Genomic DNA, 21,680 nt, shown 5'->3' on the forward strand with positions numbered 1-21,680 from the left:
TTCCTTATGGCTGTTTGCTTTTTTCAAATCGAGCTCGTTCCATGACACATCTTCATTTTTTCGCCGGTGTTTCTATAGAGGCTCTTTTCCCTTCATGATGCCACTTTTCGTATAATCCACCGATCGCACAAAATGACTCATGGACTCTCTCCACAATCTGTTTATGGATACTAGGGTCATTAGGTAAATGTGTGTGGATGTTGTCCACTTGATATTGTCTCATCATGTCTAGATACACAGTTAGAAAGATGGTGTCTTCTAAAATCCAATAAACGACTTCATCCGCCTCTTTTGTTCTTTTATGAAGCACTTTAATCCCTCGTTCATATTGAATAAGAATATAGCCGGCTGGATCAATTTCAATATAGGGGCTCAAATCATCAAAAAAACCAGTCGTTTGAAAAGGACGTGCAATATACGGTTCATATATGTCTTGGGGAAGAGATGTCTTTTTGAGACAACTGTCAATGCGCTTTAAGAGTTCGTCTTTTTGCAAGATTTGATTCATTCTGATTCGCCGCCTTTGATGAGTGAAAAGCTGTCAAGGTTTTCCCTGACAGCTTTCTAGAATGTATTCTTCATTTTACAGGAACATGTAAACAGCACCAATAACCGCAAAAGTGCAGGCAACTACAATTAATACTTTGGCTAGTTTTTCCATGTCGTCTCCTTAAATGCCGGCTGCTACTACATAAGACAGCCCAACAGAAATAATGAGTGAAATAAACCCGACCGCTCTATTATCATTCTCAATCTCTTTGTCTACTTTAAATCGTGGTGTTAAAAATTCAAAAATGAAATAGCTGACGAGCAGCATCACAAAGCCGTATACGCCCCATCCGACCATTTGAAGAAGCGAGTTGTGCTGGGCGATGGAATGCTGAAAGACATTGGCAATCCCAAAAATCTTCCCGCCGGTTGCCATAGCAACAGCTAAGTTCCCCCGCTGAATCTCTTCCCAGTTTTTATAGGAGGTCACGAGTTCAAATATGGTAAGAAATAAGACAAGACATAGGACGGCCACGCTGTAATAGGCGGCAATTTCCACAAGTTCATTTTCCCAAAAGGCTTTCATGCGTTTTCTCCTTTTTACTTTAATTCGACGATGGTGACGCCTGATCCTCCCTCGCCTTGTTCTCCAAAACGAGCATTTTTTACACTACGGTGCTGTTTTAATAATTCCTGGACCCCTTTTCTCAAGGCGCCAGTGCCTTTACCGTGAATGATCGACACACGCGGATAGCCAGCTAAGACGGCATCATCTAAGTATTTCTCGACTCTGCTTAAGGCATTCTCATAACGCTCTCCTCTTAAATCAAGCTCAAGTGATACATGGTAGTCTTTTCCTTTGACCGCCGTGATGGCTTTCTCTTGCTTAAATTCCGGTGCTGATTTGATAAATTCCATATCTTTTTCTTTTACTTTCATTTTTAGAATGCCCATTTGGACACTCCATTCTTTGTTACCCGTTTGTTCGATGAGCGTTCCTTTTTGGCCAAACGTCAGCACTTTGACTTCATCGCCTGGTTTTAGCTGTCTTGCTGCTTTTTTCACTGGCTCTGGTTTTTTCTTATGGTCAAACTCAGGGACAGCTTCTTCAAGACGCTTTCTCGCATCAATGAGTTCATGTTCTTTGAATGAACGATGCTCACTTTTAATGGACCGAAGCTCTTGAATAATCTCTTCTGCTTCTTTTGTTGCTTGTTCAATTTTTTCTGCCGCTTTTTGTTCGGCTTCTTCAAGCAGTTTGTCCTTTTGTTCATTCCATTCAAGGATTTGTTTTTGCAATTCTTTATGGAGCTTCTCTGCTTCTTTTCTATAGAATTCCGTCTCATGCAGTTCTTCTTCTGCTTGTTTTTTGCTGTCTTCTAATGAAGCAATCATCTGATCGACTTCATTATGTTCCGCGTGCATATCTGCTTTTGCACGATCAATTAAATGATGAGGCAACCCTAGACGCTTGGAAATTTCAAATGCATTACTTCGTCCCGGCACCCCGATGAGCAAGCGATATGTAGGGGATAAGGTTTCAATATCAAACTCTACACTCGCATTTGTGACGCCTTCTCGGTTATATCCGTATGCCTTCAGCTCAGGATAGTGAGTCGTTGCGATGACGCGCGCATTTGTTTGATGAACTTCATCTAAGATGCTCATCGCAAGTGCTGCACCTTCAGCAGGATCTGTCCCCGCACCTAATTCATCAAATAACACGAGTGAATTAGACGTCAAATGCTTTAAGATATCCACAATATTGACCATATGAGATGAGAATGTACTCAAGCTCTGTTCAATAGACTGCTCGTCTCCAATATCAGCAAAGACTTGATCGAATACAGCCACTTCTGATCCTTCTTCGACTGGAATATGAAGACCTGCCTGCGTCATCAGCGTAAGAAGCCCGAGTGTTTTTAAAGTGACGGTCTTACCGCCTGTATTTGGACCTGTGATGACGATCGTAGAAAAATCTTTGCCCAGCTCAATATCATTTGCCACAACCTGATCTCGGGGCAATAGGGGATGTCTTGCCCGTTTTAAATAAATCTCCCCTTGGTTATTCACAGTAGGTTTTGTGGCTTTTTCTGCTTTTGCATATTTGGCTTTGGCGAAAATAAAATCTAATGTCTGAAGTTCATTCACATTATGAAGCAATTCATCAATGTGCTCTGACACACTCGCTGTCAGCATTTGCAAAATCTTTTCAATCTCTTGCTTTTCTTTTAGGCGAGTTTGCTGCAAGGTGTTATTTAAATCTACGACCACCTGCGGCTCAATAAAAAGAGTTGCGCCTGAAGAAGATTGATCGTGAACAATCCCTCCATAATTCGAGCGGTACTCTTGTTTTACGGGAATGACAAACCGATCATTACGAATGGTCACAATGGTGTCTGACAGCATTTTCGAGGCAGATTGTGAACGAATCATTGATTCTAATTTATCTCGCACTTTTGATTCTAGTGATCGTAACTGCGTTCGTATGGTGCGGAGGGCTGGCGTTGCGTGATCAAGCACTTCTCCATTATCACCAATACAGCTTTCGATTTCTTTTCTCACGTCTGGCAGTAAAATCAGCGATTCTGCATATGTATGAAGACGGGGTATCTCTACTCCGTCCTCATACATAGAGGCGAGAAAGTGCTTCATGTTTTTTGTGGTATATAACAGCGCCGCAATTTCCATCAGCTCAGAAGGGCTTAATATACTGCCTATTTCTGCTCGTTTGACGCCTCGTCTAATATCCGTTAACCCGCCAAACGGCGCAGATCCTTTTAAACGAATCACATCTTGCGCTTCTGCTACCTCTTCTAGCAGATGCTGAATGCTCTCGATATCTGTGAGTGGTATTAAGTCCTGCGCTTTTTCTTTCCCTAAAGTCGAAGCAGTATAGGACATGACTTTTTCTTTTACTTTATGAAATTCTAATGATGCTAACACTTTTTGTTGCAGCATGGTCCAGCCTCCTAACGACTACCTGTCACGCGTTAAAAACTTTTTCATCTCATTGAGTGAAAATGTATTCACGACATTTGCTTTTGGTGTCCAGCCCTTTCTTGCAGCTGTGACACCGACGTCCATATGATCGAGCATGGCGATGTTGTGTGCATCTGTGTTGATCATGATGTTCACACCCGCTTCGTTTGCTTTCATTAAATGCTCTGTTTTTAAATCAAGTCTTGACGGGTTGCTGTTGAGTTCCAGTGCAGTGCCCGTTTTTTTCGCAAGCTCTATGAGCTGATCAATATTTAAGGCATAGCCGTCTCGTCTACCGATCAAACGGCCAGTTGGATGGGCAATTAAATCCACATGTTGATTATTCAAGGCATTTTCTAGGCGCTCCATAATGACTTCCTCCGGCTGAGAGAAGCTAGAATGAATAGACGCAATGACAAAATCCATGTCTGCTAAAAAGTCATCATCATAATCTAACGATCCATCCGGCAGCATATCCATTTCGACCCCTTTGAAAATGTGAAAATGCTCAAATTCTTGATTCAGCTTGTCAATTTCTTTTGCTTGCAAACGCAAACGTTCTTTTGTTAAACCGTTTGCTACTTTTAAATATTGTGAGTGGTCTGTGATCGCCATGTATTCATAGCCTTTTGCGATACATGCCTCTGCCATTTCGCGAATAGAAAAAGCGCCATCACTCCATGTCGAGTGCATATGAAGGTCGCCTTTGATATCTTTTCGGTCTACAAATTGCATACTTTCTTTATACGAATCAATCTCTGCTCCGGTTTCACGAATTTCTGGCGGAATGAGCGGTAGTTGGAAATGTGCATAAAAAGCGCTTTCGTCTTCAAATGTTTTCACATCCCCAGTTTCGATCGTTTCAACCCCATATTCACTAATACGCTCACCGCGCTCCTTCGCAAGCTGTCGCATGCGAATGTTATGATCTTTTGAGCCAGTGAAATGGTGCAGCGTTGTTGCAAATTGGTCTGTTGTCACAAGCCGGAAATCTACACTGATTTCAAAATCAAGTGCAAGCATGACAGATACCTTCGTATCACCGCTCGCAATGACATCTTTGACATCATCAAGAGCAACAAGTTGTTCTCTCACTTGTTCAGGATTATCAGTCGCAATGATGTAATCTAAATCTTTAACCGTTTCACGCGCACGTCTTAAACTACCCGCTCTTGAAAAGCGGATGATTCCCTCCATCTGTTCCAGCGCATCATCAATTCGTTCTGCCACATCTAATGCAAAACCAATTGGCAGTCGTTCTGGCTGCTTTCCTGCCTCCTCAAGAGCGGCAAGAATCTTTTCTTCTGTTTTTTTGCCAAACCCAGCAAGCGTTTGTACTTTTTCCGCTTCACATGCTTCTTTTAAAGACTGTGCATCGTGAACACCAAGCTCTTGGTAGAGCTTAGCAATCTTCTTCCCACCGAGTCCTTGCAATTTTAAGAGCGGGACAAGTCCTTCAGGCACTTCTTTTTTTAATTGTTCGAGTGTTTCAGACTGTCCTTTTTCGATATACTCTGTGATCACAGCAAAGGTTCCTTTTCCAATGCCGGGTAATGCTAATAGGTCATCTATTTGAGAAAGACTGCGGTCATCTTGTTCCAGTGCCGCAGCTGCTTTACGAAAGGCAGAAATTTTAAAAGGATTATCTCCTTTTAGCTCCATATAGACTGCAATTGTTTCAAGAAGTTTGATAATATCTTTTTTATTCATCTCTCATCCTCCAGCCGCTTTGGCATCTTCCTATATAAATATACAAACTTTCCCTTCATCCTACAACTTTCTGTCATGGAATGAGAAAAAACTTCTCCAAGAAAGGAGAAGTTCTTAAACTCCATACGTCGACCAGAGGTCTTTGACAAGACCGGACAGGTAAGGGGTGCTATTTACGATCACATCTGCTAACATTGATTTGCTCATCATGGTTTGAAGCGCATCGACTGGAAGTAATGCAGCCACAAACAATAGAATAAACACAAATAGATAGGTTTCAAGAAATCCTAAAACAGCGCCAAGTAGTTTGTTGACCTGTTTAATCACAGGGATACTTGCAATGGTTGTGAGCAATCCGCCGATGATAGCGAGCAGGATTTTGGTCAAGATAAACAGAATGATAAACGCAATGGTATTATAATAAGCTGTTTCTAGATTCCCACTAAAGAAAGCGAGCTGCGCTTGACCGCCGCTAAAATTAGGTGCTGGAATCCACGTAAGCTGTGGTGCAAGTGACTGATAAAACATAGAAGCCACTAAAATAGAAACAACAAAGCTAATCAATTTAATAAATTGAAGAATAAACCCGCGTTTTAGACCGACAAGCGTTCCCATAAGAAGCAAAAACAAAATGATGATATCGATCACGGTAATTTCATTCCTTTTCTTTTAGATGAAGCTCTAGTTTTTCGTATTGCTCTTTTAATTTCAAGTAGTCGTGGACGACATTGACTGCTGTCAGTACAGCTAATTTGTTTATATCAAGGTATGGATTTTTTTCATTGATTTCTCTCATTTTATCATCAACAATTGAAGCAACATGTCGCATATGCATCTTCGTTTCTTGGCCGATGATCGTATAGGACTGTCCGTAAATCTCAACTGTTGTTTTCGTTTTACCGCCGTCAGACAACGTTTCTCCTCCATTCCACGAGAATCCTAGTCTCTATCATAACATGTTTAGACATTGAATGGAAAGACGAGCCCTTCCCTGTTATGGTACACTTTAGAAATCAATGATATCAAGGTAAAAAGGAGTTATCCACTGTGCCCCAATCCGTCTTAAAAGCAACATCAGAAGACATGAAAAAAATGAAGAGCGTGTACGCTCAGCATTTAACTGACACTTTGCCGCCAGGCGCTCTATTTCAAGCAAAGGTTCCCGGCTGTACGATTACAGCCTACAAATCTGGAAAAGTACTGTTCCAAGGACAAAAGGCAGAAGCTGAAGCGAGTCAGTTCAACCATTTACAAGCAGCTGAAACAAAAAGCAAAAAAACACCATCCATCACACAGTACAGCCCACCACCCGGCATTGCTTCCATGTCGGTTATTGGCTCAGATGAGGTCGGTACTGGCGATTATTTTGGACCCATTACGGTCTGTGCGGCTTATGTTGATTCCAGTCAGCTTGCTCTCATGAAAAAGCTCGGGGTGAAAGACTCAAAAGGACTAAAAGATCCGCAGATTATCAACATTGCCAAAGACTTGATCAAAACCATCCCCTTCAGCCTTCTCGTGCTTCGGAATGAAAAATACAATGCGATGCAAGAAAAGGGCATGAGCCAAGGGAAAATGAAGGCACTGCTTCATAACCAAGTCATCACCTCCGTGCTAGAAAAACTGGATGGCAAGAAACCAGAAGCCATTCTCATTGACCAATTTGCCGAACCAGGCATTTATTTCAGGCACCTTGCGGGGAAAAAGATCATTCGGGAGCGTACATATTTTAGTACGAAAGCAGAAGGCATCCACTTATCGGTTGCTGCAGCTTCTATTATTGCAAGATATGCTTTTTTAATTGAAATGGATAAATTATCAAAAGCAGCGGGCTTTGACATTCCAAAAGGGGCCGGCCCGCATGTTGACAAAGCGGCAGCAAAGCTGATGAAACAGCACGGCGAAGAGGCTTTACGCCAATTTACAAAACTTCATTTTGCCAACACCCAAAAAGCGAAAAAATGGTTATAATCAAAAAAGAGCTATCGCCCATTAAGCGATAGCCCTTTTTATTATCCGCGCAAGACGGCTTGATACGTATCTTCTAATGCTTTCAATACGTTTGTATGAACAGCCGTGACTTCTTCCTCGGTCAACGTTTGTTCTGGGTTTAAATATTGCAGAGAGAATGCAACAGATTTCTTGCCTTCTTCCATATGCTCACCCTCATACACATCAAAGACGGAAAGGTCTGTGAGCAATTGGCCGCCAGCTTCATAAATGACTTGCTCTAGCTGTCCGCTTGAAATATGCTGATCGACGACAAGTGCGATGTCTCTTGTCACTGCTGGGAATCTCGGAATAGCCGTATATTTCATATCCTCTGTTTCAGACGTCATTACATCCGTTAAATCAAATTCAAATACATACGTTTCTTTTAAATCTAATTCCTTTTCCACTACTGGATGCAGTGCAGCTACAAAGCCAATCACTTTTCCATTTAAATGAACATCGGCTGTACGTCCTGGGTGAAGGCCCTCACGCTCTGCTTGAACATACGTGATCTCTTCTGATACACCAAGCTTTTCAAACAGCCCTTCTGCAATACCCTTCGCAACATAAAAATCGACAGCTTTTTTCTCGCCCTGCCAAAGATTTTTATGCCAAAGACCTGTTAACGCACCTGCCACATGCTCTTTCTCTACTGGTTTTGCGCCTTCCGTTTCCGCTAAGAAAACAGAACCTGTTTCGTAAAAGGCAAAAGAATCAGCTTGTCTTGCTAAGTTATATGCGACAGAATCAAGTAAGTTTGGCAGAAGGCTTTGTCTCAGCACACTTCGTTCCTCACTCATTGGCAGGGAAAGTCTTGTTTGATAAGCTGGATTTAAAGCAAAGGCTGTGGACTTATGCTGATTCGTTAATGAATACGTAATCGCTTGAGAAAGCCCTGCGCCCTCTAAGAAACGTCTCACCTTTCTGCGCTTCACTTGGTATGGCGTGAGACCGCCAACGGTACCAGCTGTCGCAGGCAGTGTAGATGGAATATTGTCGTAGCCGTATAATCTCGCGACTTCTTCAATGAGGTCCTCTTCAATCGTAATATCCATTCTGCGGGAAGGAACCGTTACGACAAGCACATCATTTGATTCACCCACAGTAAAGCCTAGTTTGTTGAAAATCTGAATCATATCTTCTTTTGAAATGCTCATGCCAAGCACCTTGTTCACACGCTCAGTTGATACGTGGATGACATTCATACTTGTTTCAAGGTGGTTTTCCTCAACTGTACCGCTTAGCACTTCACCGCCTGCATACATACTGATCAATTGCGCTGCTCTTTCGGCTGCTGATTTCGTCCGCTGCGGATCGAGCCCTTTTTCAAATCGTGTACTTGATTCACTGCGAAGCCCTAAGTCTCTAGATGCTTGACGGACGGTTTGACCGTTGAAATATGCCGCTTCTAAAAGAATCGTTGTCGTCTCATCACGCACCTCTGATTCAAAACCGCCCATGACACCTGCAACAGCATGCGCTTTTGTGCCATTTGTAATGACAAGATGCTTCGAAGACAATGTACGTTCTTGTTCATCCAGAGTTTGAATCATTTCATTTTCAGCCGCTTTACGTACGACCACCTGCTTCGAACCAAACCGGTCATAATCAAAGGCATGTAGAGGTTGACCGTATTCAAGTAAGACAAAATTCGTAATATCCACGACGTTGTTAATTGGACGGATACCTGCATTCATCAATCTTGTTTGCATCCAAAGCGGTGCTGGTCCAATCTTTACATTTTTAATGATCTTCGCTGCATAAAGTGGATTCGCTTCTTGATCCTCAATTTTAACAGAAATATAGTCTGCTGCTTTTTCAGAAGAAGTGTCATGCGCTGTATCAGGAAGCTTGATGTCTCTCCCTAAAATGGCGGCAACCTCATAAGCCACTCCTAGCATATTAAGGGCATCGGCACGGTTTGGTGTTAAGCCAAGTTCAAGTACCGCATCATCTAATTGAAGCGCTTGAAGGGCATCATCTCCTGGTTTCACGTCATTCGGGAAAACAAAGATACCTTCTGCATATTCTTTTGGTACGAGCTTGCTCTCTACGCCTAATTCTTGCAGAGAACAAATCATGCCATGAGACTCTTCACCGCGCAGTTTTGCTTTTTTAATTTTAAAGTTTCCAGGAAGGACTGCACCAACCGTTGCGACAGCCACATGCTGTCCTTTATCCACATTTGGAGCCCCGCATATAATTTGCACCGGTGCGTCTTCGCCGATATCAACAAGACATTTGTTTAATTTATCCGCATTCGGATGCTGTTCACGTTCAATGACGTGTCCAACGACAACGCCTTTGATGCCTTCACCTTTATACTCAACGGCTTCCACTTCAATTCCGCTTCTTGTGATTTTCTCTGCTAATTCATCCGGCTGAATGCCTTCTAAATCGACATAGTCCTCTAACCATTTATATGAAACAAACATGTTGATTTCCTCCTCTTAGTCCTGCTTAAATTGCTTCGTGAATCTAATATCATTTGTGTAGAAATGACGAATGTCATCTATGCCGTATTTCAGCATCGCAATACGTTCAACACCCATTCCAAAAGCAAAGCCTTGATAACTATCTGGATCAAATCCGCTCATTTTTAATACATTCGGGTGAACCATTCCTGCACCTAAAATTTCAATCCAGCCTGTTCCTTTACATACAGAACAGCCTTTCCCGCCGCATTTAAAGCATGACACATCAACTTCAACGGAAGGTTCTGTGAATGGGAAAAAGCTTGGGCGCAGTCTAATTTCACGATCTTCACCAAACATTTTTCTTGCGACTGTCTCAAGCGTTCCTTTGAGGTCACTCATGCTAATATTGTGATCGACCACAAGTCCTTCAATTTGCATGAATTGATGGGAGTGAGTGGCATCATCGCTGTCACGTCTATACACCTTACCAGGGCAGATGATTTTCACAGGGCCTTGGCCTTTATATTTCTCAAGTGTACGTGCTTGAACGGGTGATGTTTGCGTTCTCATGAGTGTGTCTTCAGTAATATAGAAGCTGTCCTGCATATCACGTGCCGGATGTTCTTTTGGAAGATTGAGCGCTTCAAAGTTATAGTAATCTGTTTCTACCTCTGGGCCCTCTTCAACGGTATAGCCCATGCCGATAAATAAATCTTCAATATCTTCTACGACAATCGTTAATGGATGTCTTGCCCCGATTTTGATCGGACTTGCTGGTAATGTGACATCAATGGTTTGAGAGGCCAGTTTCTTTTTCACTTCTTCTGCTTCTAGCTGCTCATTTTTTTCAGCAATGGCACCAGCAATCTGCTCTCTCACTTCATTTGCAAGTGCGCCCATTTTTGGTCTTTCTTCAGCGGAAAGCTTGCCCATTCCGCGCAGCACTTCTGTAATCGGACCTTTTTTCCCTAAATATTGAACACGAATATCATTGACTTCTTTGAGCGAGCTGGCTGCTTCTACCTTCGCTATCGCTTCTGTTTCAAGCTGTTTTAACGTTTCTTGCATGAGTGTTATCCTCCTTTTAATATACAAAACCGTCTGAATAAACGGGTGTTTGATTGTTTGAAGACAATAAAAAAACCCGCCCCTCCAAAAAAGAAGGGACGAGTTGTGGTCGCGGTACCACCCTTGTTAAGCACAAATATATGTGCGAATAAGCTTCATTGACATAACGGAATCAAACGAATCCGGTCCACCTTTACGCAAAACCTGCGGTCCCGGTGACAACTCCAGAGGTGAATTCCTGTTTCAGCATTCCTTAAATGCACTTTCAGTCTACGATGCATTCTCCCTATTAGGACGCTCCGTGAAACAATCTTCCTCTATCATGGTTTTTAAAATATTAGTTTTATTATAGTGAAAAATAGGACGTGATGCAACACTATCCGCGCAAATGATAGACAAGAACTGCTGCTGCCACAGCCACATTTAATGATTCCGCTTGTCCGTACATTGGAACATATAAATTTTGATCTGTCATTTGAAGAATCTCTGGATCAATACCTGCTCCCTCGTTGCCCACAATTAACGCAAATGGACCTTCTGATGCTATGTGTTTATACTCTTTCGCATCTTTCAAAGCACTGCCATATACAGGTATGCCTTGCGCCTTTAATGCTGGAATTGTCTGTTGTAGTGTTTGTTTTAAGATAGGCAGGTGAAAATGAGACCCTTGTGCTGAACGGAGCGTTTTTCCGTTAAACGCATCAACGGTTCCATCCCCTAGAATCACAGCATCAAGCCCCGCTGCATCTGCTGTCCGAATAAGTGTGCCTAAATTCCCCGGATCCTGCACTGCATCTAACAGAAGCATTCGTTCATACTTTTTCTCCTCAAATACAGGAATTGTACAAACCGCTGCGATTTGCTGAGGTGTTTCCGTTTCCGTCATCGCAGTAAAAGCCTCTTCACTTAATTCATACAACTCAATGTCAGGCTCGATGCCAGCAGGGAGCATGTCAGGCGTTGCGACCATTAACTCTTTTACAACCCCGCTTTTCAATGCTTCTTCTACTAAGTGTTTTCCTTCAACAAGGAATAGCCCTGTTTTCGTTCGTTCTTTTTTTGTATGGAGCTTTTTCCATTGTTTAATGTGTGCGTTTTTAGCTGATTCTATATATTTCAAGCGACTTTAACTCCTTTAAATATCATGAATTTATTATATCTCAAGCACACTACATAATAAACCTGTCTTTGAGACAGAATAGGGCTATCACCATCAAAAAAGGAGTGTGGGCAATGGATTTTAATTTAAGAGGCGCAGTGATTCAAAACATTACTGGCCATAATCAAGAGCAGCTTGAGCATACGATTTTAGATGCGATTCAAAGTGGCGAGGAAAAAATGCTGCCAGGGCTTGGCGTTTTGTTTGAGGTGTTATGGCAAGAGGCATCAGAAGATGAAAAAAATGAAATTCTTGAAACATTAGAGCAGGGCTTAAAGCCTGAGCATCAGCAATAACAAGAAGCCGGTTTGCTTATCTATGAGCAAGCCGGCTTTGTTCATTTAGCCAGTGATTGGCGTCTCCATTCGAAGAGCTGGATCGCGCCAAATCTCGATCCACTTTTTAATAGCGAACACGATAATGACAAAACCTAAAATCAGCATAATAATCGAAAGCACGGCATTCAGTACACTGTAGCCAGATGCTTCAGGATTGAGATAGACATTCGCAACCATCCAATAACCCGCATAATTCACCGTCACATATAAGTAAGCAAGTGGAATTAAACAAGTCAACATATACCGTCTTTTATCCGCAATTTTTAATACAACCGTCGCCCCAATGATTAATCCGACCGAGGCCATTAATTGGTTTGACACGCCAAAGAGTGCCCAAATGGATCCAATGTCTCCAGAGTAAAGCAAGTATCCCCACATAAAACAAGCAAGTGCACTTGCAAAGACTGACCCTGGTACCCAGTCATTTCGTTTCAGCGGTTTATATGCTTCTCCAAAGAAGTCTTGGATCAAATATCGCGCGACACGGGTTCCTGCGTCAATCGCCGTTAAAATAAAGACGGCTTCAAACATAATCACGAATTGGAAGAAATAAGAGGCCAAATGACTAAAGAACGGAATACCCGTAAAGATGTACGCCATCCCTACAGCTAATGTAACAGCTCCACCTGTTCTTCCTTCTAAGTCAAGACCGATTTCTTTGCTTAGTTGAGGAAGATTCTCGACACTCATACCAAGCGTACGGAACACTTCAGGTGTACTATTAATTGCAAAATAATCTCCCGGATGAAGCGCAGTAGCGGCAATTAACGCCATGATTCCCACTAAACATTCTACGAGCATCGCGCCAAACGCCACCGGCTTCATATCACTCCACCGATCTAGCATTTTTGGCGTTGTGCCAGAGCCAACAAATGCATGAAAACCAGAAATCGCACCACAAGCAATGGTAATCGAAATAAAAGGCCATACAGGTCCAGCTAAGACAGGCCCTCCTCCATTTACAAACTCCGTAAACGCCGGAAATTGGATGGTTGGATTAACCACAAAGATTCCCGCAATCAGCGCGATGAAAACACCAATTTTCATAAAACTGCTTAAATAGTCTCTTGGTGCCAAAAGCAACCAAACCGGCAGGGCCGCAGCAAAAAAAGCATAGATTGGCAGGGCAAGAGCAAGCGTTTTTGTATCAAGTGTTAACAAATCTCCAAGTGCTGTTCCTTGAATATTCGGCCCAAGGAATACCCCCAACATCAGTAATATGAATCCCGCAGATGTCGCCAGCTTTAAATTGCCAGTCTTTTTATAATAAAGGCCGACTCCCATCGCTATTGGAATGGTAATACCAACTGCAAAGGTTCCCCAAGGATTTCGTTCTAAAGCATGAAGCACAACCATGGACAGTCCTGCCATTGTAATTGTAATAATAAATAACATGGCGAGCCCTGTGCAAAATCCTGCCACAGGACCAAGCTCCTCTTTCGCTACCTCGGATAGTGATTTCCCCTTTTTTCGCATCGAAGCAAACAAGACCACAAGATCATGAACAGCTCCGCCAATCACCGCTCCAATTAAGAGCCAAAGGAGACCAGGTAAATACCCAAATTGTGCGGCTAAAATCGGACCAACTAATGGACCGGCAGCGGCAATTGCAGCAAAGTGATGCCCAAATGTAACCCATTTGTTTGTTGGCACATAATCTTTCCCATCCTCGAGTGCATGAGCCGGTGTAGGATGATCATCTGTGACCTTTAATACCTTCACCATCATAAACGTGCCATAGAGGCGATAGGCAATCGCTAAAATACACATCGATCCTATCACAATTGAAACCGCATTCATTTAACCATCCCCTTTGTATAAACAATTTGTTACAAATATAACATAAATTGAGTGATTTTTCTTTCTTTTAAAACCGAGTTGACAATAGGAATAATTGTTTTAATCTAAAATAAGCTTCACCTACTTCCATAAACTCTCTTTTGACAGAGCCTCAATTGGCTCTGTCCTTTTTATTGATTTCATCTTACATAAATACAAGATGGATCACATGTGCCTTCCTCACTAGAAAAATATCACTTCATTTTCTGAAAACAGTTCTTTTGACACAACTTACATTCCAGATTTCATTTCCTGGGAAATTCAACGCAATTAAAAAACCTTTCCCCATACTGAGGAAAGGTTTCATCATTAAGAACCGTACGTAATTTTTTCGACCGTTTTTTGATCAAGTCTTTTGATGACTTCTGTTAAAAGCTTCACCGCATTTTCATAATCATCTCGATGAATCATGGCTGCATGGGTATGAATATATCTGCTTGGAATCCCGATGGATAGTGATGGAACGCCATGACCTGTTAAGTGAATACCTCCAGCATCTGTTCCTCCACCTGGCATGGAATCATATTGATAAGGAATGTTTAATTCATCTGCAGTTTGGACAACAAAATCGCGAAGCCCTTTATGAGAAACCATGGAAGCGTCGAATACAACAATCGTTGGTCCTTTGCCAAGTTTGCTTGTTGCTTCTTTTTCAGTAATACCTGGTGTATCACCTGCTACTCCAACATCAATAGCAAATCCAATATCAGGCTGGATGGTAGCTGCAGCTGTTTTAGCTCCGCGTAAGCCAACTTCCTCTTGGACAGTTGCTACACTGTATGCAATATTTTCATGCTGAGTATCCTTTAAATTCTTCATGACATCAATCGCTACTGCACAGCCGATACGGTTGTCCCAGGCTTTTGCAAGAAGCATTTTTTCGTCATTCATTACCATAAACTCAAAGTAAGGTACGATTTGATCTCCAGGGAGGACGCCCCATTCCATTGCCTGTTCTTTGCTCGAAGCCCCAATATCAATGAACATATCTGTGATTTCGATTGATTTCTTTCGTGCTTCTGGTGATAAGACATGTGGCGGTTTAGAACCAATCACACCTGTAATGTCTCCTTTTTTCGTCACAATGGTGACACGCTGCGCCAGCATAACTTGAGACCACCAGCCACCGACCGTTTGAAAACGAATATAGCCTTTGTCATCGATTTTTGTCACCATGAATCCTACTTCATCTAAGTGACCAGCAAGCATCACTTTAGGCCCATTTGCATTTCCTTCCTTCTTAGCAATTAAGCTGCCAAGGCGGTCTGTAGAGACTTCATCCGCATATGTTTCTATGTATGACTGCATGACTTTTTTTACATCACGTTCATTTCCTGGAATCCCTTTTGCATCCGTTAGGTCTTTCAGCATAGTTAATGTTTGATCTAGTTTTGTCATTCTGTGTATCCTCCTTTTTCTTCATGGTGCATTCTTATTATACAAAACCTCTTTCGTTCAATACGATCTTTTTATGAATATTTTTTCGTTAATCGAAATATTTTTTTAAAAAAAGTTGAAACCTTTTGTCTTTCTCATTCGTAGTACATCAGATAACAGTATTGGAGGTGCATCCTGTCATGTTTGTCATCCTCATTAGACTTGCTCTTGTTGCATTGCTTGTCTATATTTTCTACATGGCGGTAAAATTCTTCTCAAACCCGAGAAGAAAGCTGAAACAAGCACAATTAAAAGAAGGCTTTTATTTTATGGACGAACAGCAAAATGCCCGTAAAAATTTTAATTTCGTCTATAAAGGTGTCTTGTTTGAAGGGGAGAAGCATGTTCCTTCTAAGGATCATCCTCTGTTTGTCCACTCCATTTACGTTTGGACGGAGTCACCTGAGAAGCTAAATGAATTCACATTAGAAGACTTTGAAAAACTTGAGGAAAACATCATTGAACGGTATCCTCAAACAAAAATTGATTGGGATCAGCCCATCAAAAAAATCAAACAAAAAAAGGGAGCAGATACGCCGACTTAACGGCGTCTGCTCCCTTTTCAGATGAGATTGAGATAGACCAATATCACCAATTGGACAACAATTAAAGCAGGCATACCCATTTGAAAGGCAGGATGCTTTGTTTTATGACGGAAATACTGCATGCCAAGAAATGACCCAGCAGCACCAAAAAGTACTGCGGCACTCCATAAGTGCGCTTCTGATATTCTCCATTTGTGTGCTTTCGCCCGGCGTTTATCCTCTCCCATGAGACAAAACCCATAGACATTGACCAAGATGAGCAGCACGATCAGAGCGATATTCATTGATTTCACCTCACATGATGAGAAAAAAAGATCACTCCTTGGCGGAATGATCTTTTATATGACTTACTTGTCTAGTTGTGCTTTTGCAGCATCAGCAAGCTGGTTGAATGCGTTTAGGTCATTCACAGCAAGATCAGCAAGCATTTTGCGGTTTACTTCAATACCAGAAAGCTTTAAGCCATGCATTAAACGGCTGTAAGAAAGACCGTTCATACGAGCTGCAGCATTGATACGAGTGATCCATAGTTTACGGAAGTCACGTTTTTTCTGACGACGGTCACGGAAAGCGTAGTTTCCAGATTTCATCACCTGTTGGTTTGCTACTTTATATAATCTATGTTTTGAACCGAAATAACCTTTTGCTAATTTAAGAACCTTTTTACGACGCTGACGCGACACAGTTCCGCCTTTTACTCTTGGCATTGTAATTCCCTCCTATGTTTCCTATTCCAGATTACTTGATGTTTGCAAGTTGTTGTTTGATACGTTTGAAATCTCCAGCACTTACGATTGCGCTCTTACGCAATTTACGTTTTTGCTTTGTAGATTTGTTAGCGAACAAGTGACTTGTGTACGCATGAGAACGTTTAAGTTTACCAGAACCTGTTTTTTTGAAACGTTTAGCAGATCCGCGGTGAGTTTTCATTTTTGGCATTGGATGTTTCCTCCCTCTGTTACTTTTACTTTTCGACTTTTGGTGCAAGCATGAGGAACATGCTGCGTCCGTCCATCTTAGGTTTTGTTTCTACTGTTGCTACTTTAGCGCAAGCTTCAGAGAAACGTTCTAACACGCGCTGTCCGATTTCTTTATGCGTAATCGCACGGCCTTTAAAACGGATAGAAGCTTTCACTTTATCTCCCTTTTCAAGGAATTTGATTGCATTACGGAGCTTCGTGTTAAAATCATGTTCATCGATTGTCGGGCTCAACCGAACTTCTTTTAAGCTAATGATTTTTTGATTCTTACGTGCCTCTTTTTCCTTCTTCTGTTGTTCGAATCGGAACTTACCGTAGTCCATGATTCGGCAAACAGGTGGTTTTGCATTTGCAGCAACTAACACAAGGTCAAGATTGGCTTTCGTAGCAATTTCCAGAGCTTCCTGGCGGGTTTTAATCCCCAGCTGATCGCCATTTTGTCCGATCAAACGAACTTCACGCGCACGAATACCTTCATTAACTAATTGATCTTTGCTAATAGTGAGCCACCTCCATGAGATTTTGAATTGAGTTCACAATTCATTTTGACCATTTCGTTGTATGTTTTACAGGCAAACAAAAAGTGTGGGCATATAAAACACCCACACTGCGAACATTTGCATGAAAAAATAAATGTACGGTCAACCTGTCAACTACAAACATGTGTCAATCAGGTGAGAAGCGGGTGCTTCTGCTTGTGATATCTATTCAATTCGTTAACTATTCTACACAATTTTCATTTGTCCGTCAAGTAACCGAACTCTTGAAACAACTTTTTCATTTTAGCATGACGAAACGATTTGGGCAAGACTTTTTCAAACAATGCTGCGATTAAAGTATCAATTGCAAGAAGATTGGGATGACAATTACGGTGACAACCCCTACTACCACCACAGCGATACTCGCCATTGCCGCTTCCACTTCCCCCATCTCAATCCCAACAGAAACGCCAAGCGCATGTCCAGAAGTACCAAGTGCAAGGCCTTTGGCCACTGGGTTTTTAATCCGAAACAGTTTTAAGAAGAAGGCACCTAGCGCATAGACAATCACAGCATTAAAAATGACTGCAAAGGCTGTAATATCTGCAATTCCGCCAATATCTTTTGCAATTGGCAAAGCAATCGCTGTCGTCGCTGCTTGTGGGAGCATGCTTTTCATAACAGCAGCATCAAGATGAATCCCTTTTGCTACTACATAAACAATCGTAATAGAACAAAGTGAGCCGACAAAAATAGCGGATAGAATTTGCCACCAGTATTTCTTCAGCAGTGCTCGCTGTTTATAAAGAGGAATCGCAAACGCGATGGTCGCAGGCTCTAAGAAAAACTTGATAATCTTACCGCCTTCATTATAATCTGCATAGGAAAAACCGCCAATTTTCAAAAACAAAATGCCTAACACCATGGCAACAAATAGCGGGGTGAATAAGAAGAAACCTTTAGACTTTTTAAATAAAAATGTGCCAATTCCAAAGGCCACTAATGAGACGACAATGCCAAAATAAGGACTCATAGTACTTGTACCCATCTTACACCTCTCCTTTAATGCGTAGTTGAAGCTGGTTTATTTGAATGAGAAGGAGTGGATTTGCTCTCCTTTGTCTTTTGACGCTGTGGTCTTTCTGATAACTGCATCAGAAGCTGAGAGAACAGCCCAGTGGCGGCAAGTAACATAATGGTTGCAATGATAATCACACCCACTACCTGTACCCCTACTTCTTGCATGACACCTAATGATTGAATGACTGAGATACCAGAAGGAACAAATAGAAAACTAATAAGACCTGTCAATGAGCTACCTAATTGCTCTACTTGCTCTAGTTTCACAATCTTTGTTGTTAATAAAATAAATAATAGAACCAAACCAATAACAGATGCTGGCATCGGAATCGGTAAATACATTGAAATGAGATTAGAAACGAACATTACCGTTGCAAAGATAAATGCTTGAGATAGAAATCCATATACTTTTGTGGCACTCATGCCCTTTCACCTCTTTCTTCGACTGCCCTTAGTATATGGCATGAAACAAACAAATGAAGCGTTTACAATAAAACTCACCTAATATCCTGACTGAAATGCAAAAAATGAGGATTGAAATGCAAATGAAAAAAGCCGCCCTATTCTAATAGGAGCGACTTCTTTAGTTCTTTCGCATATGTTCGGCTAACAGGGACGATAGACCCATCTGTCATATGAAGATTATACGTTGAATTAAACCAAGGCTGCACTTCTTTCATATGAGACGTGTTGACGATATAGCTTCGGTGAACTCTCATAAAATAAGCCTCAGGTAATTTCTTTTCAATGACCACAAGCGGTTCTGTCACCTCATACATTTGATCTCTTGTTTTCACAACCTTTTTTCCTTCACTAAGCCCTATATACATAATCTCGTCAACCTGCAAGATCACAATAGACTCATCGACAGAGATCGCTAATTTTTGGTTGTGAGAAAATTTGTCTTCTGAAAGAGACGGCTCCTGCGTCTCAATAGCTTTCCACTTCTTAAACTTTTGCATCGTTTGCAACAGCCGCTCTTCATCAAAAGGCTTTGTTAAGTAATCTAGTGCACTCACCTCAAACGCCTTCAGCGCATATTGATCAAATGCTGTAGCAAATACAATCGCCGGCGGATCAGACATTCGGTTGAGTCTTTTGGCAATATCAAATCCATTCTCACCTGATAAATCGATATCTAAAAAGAGCAAATCGGGCTTATGATCGACCATCCGGTCAAAAGCAGATTCTATATTTTCCGCTTCCTCTATTTGAACATTCTCTTTTGTTCTTTGTAACAAATATTTTAATTCGTCTCTTGCTAAAACTTCATCATCTACAATCAATACCTTTATCAACGAGAATCATCCTTTTTTACATAATCCATTGGAATGCGAAATGAGATGTCAGTGCCATTGCCGCTATGAATGGATAAAGCAGCTGGCTGGCCAAAAATTCCTCTTAGCCGCTGGTCTAAATTATAAAGTGCTGTACCTGTTCCTTCTTTTGATTCAACTGGCGATTTTAATAATTGAGCCATCTTGTCGTCTTCAATCCCCTGGCCATTATCTGTGACTTTCATATAGACATGCCCATCTTTTATCAAAGCGGATACGATGACTTCACAATTTGTTTGATGTTTAGGAAAAGCATGTCTCACTGCATTTTCAACAAGCACTTGAAGCACAAAGGGAGGGATCATGACCTGTTCCAGCTCTTTTTCAATTTGAAAGGTCACTAGATATTTATTTGGAAATCTCGCTTGCTCCAGTGATAAATAAGCCTCCACATGCTGAATTTCTTTATGCATTGGAATAAGCAGCTGGCGAGCACCTTGTAAATTTGATCGAAAATAAATACTCAGCTGTAGTAGCAACTTCCTTGCCATCTCTACATTCGTTCTACACAAAACGGAGATGGTGTTAATGGCGTTAAATAAAAAGTGCGGATTCACCTGGGCCTGAAGCGCCTTGATCTCTGCATCTTTCAGCAGACGGCTTTGGGTCTCAGCCTCCCCAAGCTCAAGCTGTGTGGAAAAGAGCATCGCCAAACCTTCTGCAAGCTCCTCTTCTACTCTGCTTAATCCGACTGGAGAATTGAAATACATTTTTAATGTTCCAATTGTTTGACCATTAGACGTGAGTGGAAGCACTATGGCTGCTTCAAGCGGGCAGTGGGCGACTGAACAATTGATTTCATCTTTTGAGTGCGCCTTCATAATCTTCCCACTTATCAACACTTGCTTAGACAGTCCTGTAATCAGGCTTTTCGATGGAATATGATGATCTGTTCCATCACCGACATGTGCTAAAATCTTTTCCGTATCTGTTAAGGAGACAGCATCTGTTTCTGTTAAACGATGAATGATTTCTGCCACACTTTTACATGATTGTTCGTTTAGCCCTTGCCGGAAATAAGGAAGTGTTTGATCTGCGATAGAAAATACTCGATGCGTCTGCATTGCTTTCGCCTGCTCTTCTTGGCGAATTACTGACTGTAAAATAGATAAAAAGATAAAACTCCCGATTCCATTCACAAAGATCATCGGCAGCGCAATAATACTCACAAGGCCCCAAGCATCAGCAAATGGCTTCGCAAACAGAAGGATAATGACCATTTGTAAAGATTCCATCGCTACACCAAAAATCGCTGCTTGTCGCGGTGTGACCATTCGATTCTTCCGCTTAAATCGCCTGCCGACATAGCCTGCAATCACACCGGCTAAAATGGAAGAAATTGCACAGCTAAGCGCGGTGCTCCCTCCTAGTGAATAGCGATGAATGCCAGCTAAAAGCCCAGCACCAATCCCTACAAACGGCCCCCCTATTAAGCCGCCCATTTCGATCCCCATAATTCTCGTATTGGCGATAGAACTTGATGAGCCTAAGTGATATGAAAATTCGTGGTTCATCACAATCTGCTGCTGGATTTCAATTCCAGTGTAATTGCTGATGATACTAAAAGAAGCAAAGATAAAGACAAGGATTGCCTTTTTTCGAAACCCTTGATTATGTAGTAAGAGATTGCGAAAGCCCTTGACATGGGCAAGCACAAATCCCAAAATAACGATGATTCCTACACGCTCAATCATCATAATAATTAAATGAAGCAAACCGGCCACCTCAATTGATGTATGTGATATCTACTGTCTATCTATTCTATCATGCACGGTCAATGCACAAAAATCTCTCAAATCTTTTCTTTATTGCCCTCTCCTTCTATTGT

General features: G+C 41.7%; 22 protein-coding genes and 1 other annotated feature. Of the genes, 3 read left to right on the forward strand and 19 right to left on the reverse strand.

Going from position 1 to position 21,680, the window contains the following annotated elements; genetic code table 11:
- Positions 1-52 precede the first annotated feature (52 nt).
- The 6 genes from M2353_RS13295 to zapA form a co-directional block, all read right to left on the reverse strand.
- A complete protein-coding gene (locus M2353_RS13295; RefSeq protein ID WP_284725561.1) occupies positions 53-508 on the reverse strand; it encodes an Imm63 family immunity protein in 456 nt (151 codons plus the stop codon).
- A gap of 162 nt (positions 509-670) precedes the next feature.
- On the reverse strand, positions 671-1,075 hold the full coding sequence (locus tag M2353_RS13300; protein ID WP_007501637.1) for a DUF350 domain-containing protein: 405 nt from the start codon (positions 1,073-1,075) through the stop codon (positions 671-673).
- A 14-nt stretch (positions 1,076-1,089) separates the two neighbouring features.
- On the reverse strand, positions 1,090-3,447 hold the full coding sequence (locus tag M2353_RS13305) for an endonuclease MutS2 (RefSeq protein ID WP_284726007.1): 2,358 nt from the start codon (positions 3,445-3,447) through the stop codon (positions 1,090-1,092).
- Between the two features lie 21 nt (positions 3,448-3,468).
- On the reverse strand, positions 3,469-5,181 hold the full coding sequence (polX, locus tag M2353_RS13310; protein WP_284725562.1) for a DNA polymerase/3'-5' exonuclease PolX: 1,713 nt from the start codon (positions 5,179-5,181) through the stop codon (positions 3,469-3,471).
- Between the two features lie 114 nt (positions 5,182-5,295).
- Entirely contained in the window at positions 5,296-5,829 is a 534-nt protein-coding gene (locus M2353_RS13315; RefSeq protein WP_008345997.1) for a CvpA family protein, read from the reverse strand.
- Between the two features lie 7 nt (positions 5,830-5,836).
- On the reverse strand, positions 5,837-6,094 hold the full coding sequence (gene zapA, locus M2353_RS13320) for a cell division protein ZapA (RefSeq protein ID WP_008345998.1): 258 nt from the start codon (positions 6,092-6,094) through the stop codon (positions 5,837-5,839).
- 134 nt (positions 6,095-6,228) lie between these two features.
- Here zapA and rnhC point away from each other — a divergent pair, with 134 nt between their 5' ends.
- On the forward strand, positions 6,229-7,152 hold the full coding sequence (gene rnhC / locus M2353_RS13325) for a ribonuclease HIII (protein ID WP_284725563.1): 924 nt from the start codon (positions 6,229-6,231) through the stop codon (positions 7,150-7,152).
- Positions 7,153-7,193: 41 nt separating this feature from the next.
- On the opposite strand, the gene pheT is transcribed toward rnhC, so the two are convergent.
- The 3 genes from pheT to M2353_RS13340 form a co-directional block, all read right to left on the reverse strand.
- Positions 7,194-9,608 (reverse strand): phenylalanine--tRNA ligase subunit beta, encoded by a 2,415-nt coding sequence (pheT, locus tag M2353_RS13330; protein WP_284725564.1) that lies wholly within the window; start codon positions 9,606-9,608, stop codon positions 7,194-7,196.
- A 15-nt stretch (positions 9,609-9,623) separates the two neighbouring features.
- Positions 9,624-10,658, reverse strand: a complete 1,035-nt coding sequence (gene pheS / locus M2353_RS13335; RefSeq protein WP_041506748.1) for a phenylalanine--tRNA ligase subunit alpha — start codon at positions 10,656-10,658, stop codon at positions 9,624-9,626.
- Between the two features lie 376 nt (positions 10,659-11,034).
- Positions 11,035-11,778, reverse strand: a complete 744-nt coding sequence (locus tag M2353_RS13340) for a TrmH family RNA methyltransferase (RefSeq protein WP_284725565.1) — start codon at positions 11,776-11,778, stop codon at positions 11,035-11,037.
- A 113-nt stretch (positions 11,779-11,891) separates the two neighbouring features.
- On the opposite strand from M2353_RS13340, the gene sspI reads away from it, so the two are divergent.
- On the forward strand, positions 11,892-12,113 hold the full coding sequence (gene sspI / locus M2353_RS13345; RefSeq protein WP_008346010.1) for a small acid-soluble spore protein SspI: 222 nt from the start codon (positions 11,892-11,894) through the stop codon (positions 12,111-12,113).
- Positions 12,114-12,158: 45 nt separating this feature from the next.
- Here the strand turns inward: sspI and cstA are convergent, their stop codons facing one another.
- Complete coding sequence (gene cstA, locus M2353_RS13350; RefSeq protein ID WP_284725566.1) at positions 12,159-13,955, reverse strand: carbon starvation protein CstA; 1,797 nt, start codon at positions 13,953-13,955, stop codon at positions 12,159-12,161.
- Positions 13,956-14,303: 348 nt separating this feature from the next.
- Entirely contained in the window at positions 14,304-15,392 is a 1,089-nt protein-coding gene (locus M2353_RS13355; protein ID WP_284725567.1) for a M42 family metallopeptidase, read from the reverse strand.
- A 179-nt stretch (positions 15,393-15,571) separates the two neighbouring features.
- Here M2353_RS13355 and M2353_RS13360 point away from each other — a divergent pair, with 179 nt between their 5' ends.
- Positions 15,572-15,976 (forward strand): hypothetical protein, encoded by a 405-nt coding sequence (locus tag M2353_RS13360; protein ID WP_008346017.1) that lies wholly within the window; start codon positions 15,572-15,574, stop codon positions 15,974-15,976.
- Positions 15,977-15,993: 17 nt separating this feature from the next.
- On the opposite strand, the gene M2353_RS13365 is transcribed toward M2353_RS13360, so the two are convergent.
- From M2353_RS13365 to M2353_RS13400, 8 genes are all read right to left on the reverse strand, one after another.
- Positions 15,994-16,260 carry a DUF1294 domain-containing protein gene (locus M2353_RS13365; protein ID WP_008346019.1) on the reverse strand — a complete coding sequence of 89 codons (267 nt, stop codon included), beginning with the start codon at positions 16,258-16,260 and terminating at the stop codon, positions 15,994-15,996.
- Positions 16,261-16,323: 63 nt separating this feature from the next.
- Positions 16,324-16,683, reverse strand: coding sequence for a 50S ribosomal protein L20 (gene rplT / locus M2353_RS13370; RefSeq protein WP_007501659.1), 360 nt, complete (start codon positions 16,681-16,683; stop codon positions 16,324-16,326).
- A 31-nt stretch (positions 16,684-16,714) separates the two neighbouring features.
- Positions 16,715-16,915 (reverse strand): 50S ribosomal protein L35, encoded by a 201-nt coding sequence (gene rpmI / locus M2353_RS13375; protein WP_003216324.1) that lies wholly within the window; start codon positions 16,913-16,915, stop codon positions 16,715-16,717.
- A gap of 25 nt (positions 16,916-16,940) precedes the next feature.
- Entirely contained in the window at positions 16,941-17,456 is a 516-nt protein-coding gene (gene infC, locus M2353_RS13380; RefSeq protein WP_284726008.1) for a translation initiation factor IF-3, read from the reverse strand.
- Between the two features lie 71 nt (positions 17,457-17,527).
- Positions 17,528-17,659: a sequence feature (ribosomal protein L20 leader region), on the reverse strand.
- Positions 17,660-17,787: 128 nt separating this feature from the next.
- Positions 17,788-18,483 carry an antiholin-like protein LrgB gene (lrgB, locus tag M2353_RS13385; protein WP_172673019.1) on the reverse strand — a complete coding sequence of 232 codons (696 nt, stop codon included), beginning with the start codon at positions 18,481-18,483 and terminating at the stop codon, positions 17,788-17,790.
- A 14-nt stretch (positions 18,484-18,497) separates the two neighbouring features.
- Positions 18,498-18,938 (reverse strand): antiholin-like murein hydrolase modulator LrgA, encoded by a 441-nt coding sequence (gene lrgA, locus M2353_RS13390; protein WP_041092522.1) that lies wholly within the window; start codon positions 18,936-18,938, stop codon positions 18,498-18,500.
- Positions 18,939-19,075: 137 nt separating this feature from the next.
- On the reverse strand, positions 19,076-19,813 hold the full coding sequence (locus tag M2353_RS13395; RefSeq protein ID WP_100325132.1) for a LytR/AlgR family response regulator transcription factor: 738 nt from the start codon (positions 19,811-19,813) through the stop codon (positions 19,076-19,078).
- Complete coding sequence (locus M2353_RS13400; protein ID WP_100325131.1) at positions 19,810-21,567, reverse strand: sensor histidine kinase; 1,758 nt, start codon at positions 21,565-21,567, stop codon at positions 19,810-19,812. Before M2353_RS13400 ends, M2353_RS13395 begins: the two co-directional genes overlap by 4 nt.
- Between the last annotated feature and the right edge of the window lie 113 nt (positions 21,568-21,680).

Source organism: Bacillus aerius, from assembly GCF_029894105.1.
GTDB lineage: Bacteria > Bacillota > Bacilli > Bacillales > Bacillaceae > Bacillus > Bacillus altitudinis.

What these genes read in the sequence shown, in the direction of transcription:
- M2353_RS13295 (WP_284725561.1), bottom strand. Translation starts at nt 508, where the DNA reads ATGAATCAAATCTTGCAAAAAGACGAACTCTTAAAGCGCATTGACAGT.
- M2353_RS13300 (WP_007501637.1), bottom strand. Translation starts at nt 1,075, where the DNA reads ATGAAAGCCTTTTGGGAAAATGAACTTGTGGAAATTGCCGCCTATTAC.
- polX (WP_284725562.1), bottom strand. Translation starts at nt 5,181, where the DNA reads ATGAATAAAAAAGATATTATCAAACTTCTTGAAACAATTGCAGTCTAT.
- pheT (WP_284725564.1), bottom strand. Translation starts at nt 9,608, where the DNA reads ATGTTTGTTTCATATAAATGGTTAGAGGACTATGTCGATTTAGAAGGC.
- pheS (WP_041506748.1), bottom strand. Translation starts at nt 10,658, where the DNA reads ATGCAAGAAACGTTAAAACAGCTTGAAACAGAAGCGATAGCGAAGGTA.
- sspI (WP_008346010.1), top strand. Translation starts at nt 11,892, where the DNA reads ATGGATTTTAATTTAAGAGGCGCAGTGATTCAAAACATTACTGGCCAT.
- cstA (WP_284725566.1), bottom strand. Translation starts at nt 13,955, where the DNA reads ATGAATGCGGTTTCAATTGTGATAGGATCGATGTGTATTTTAGCGATT.
- M2353_RS13355 (WP_284725567.1), bottom strand. Translation starts at nt 15,392, where the DNA reads ATGACAAAACTAGATCAAACATTAACTATGCTGAAAGACCTAACGGAT.
- M2353_RS13360 (WP_008346017.1), top strand. Translation starts at nt 15,572, where the DNA reads ATGTTTGTCATCCTCATTAGACTTGCTCTTGTTGCATTGCTTGTCTAT.
- M2353_RS13365 (WP_008346019.1), bottom strand. Translation starts at nt 16,260, where the DNA reads ATGAATATCGCTCTGATCGTGCTGCTCATCTTGGTCAATGTCTATGGG.
- rplT (WP_007501659.1), bottom strand. Translation starts at nt 16,683, where the DNA reads ATGCCAAGAGTAAAAGGCGGAACTGTGTCGCGTCAGCGTCGTAAAAAG.
- rpmI (WP_003216324.1), bottom strand. Translation starts at nt 16,915, where the DNA reads ATGCCAAAAATGAAAACTCACCGCGGATCTGCTAAACGTTTCAAAAAA.
- lrgB (WP_172673019.1), bottom strand. Translation starts at nt 18,483, where the DNA reads ATGGGTACAAGTACTATGAGTCCTTATTTTGGCATTGTCGTCTCATTA.
- lrgA (WP_041092522.1), bottom strand. Translation starts at nt 18,938, where the DNA reads ATGAGTGCCACAAAAGTATATGGATTTCTATCTCAAGCATTTATCTTT.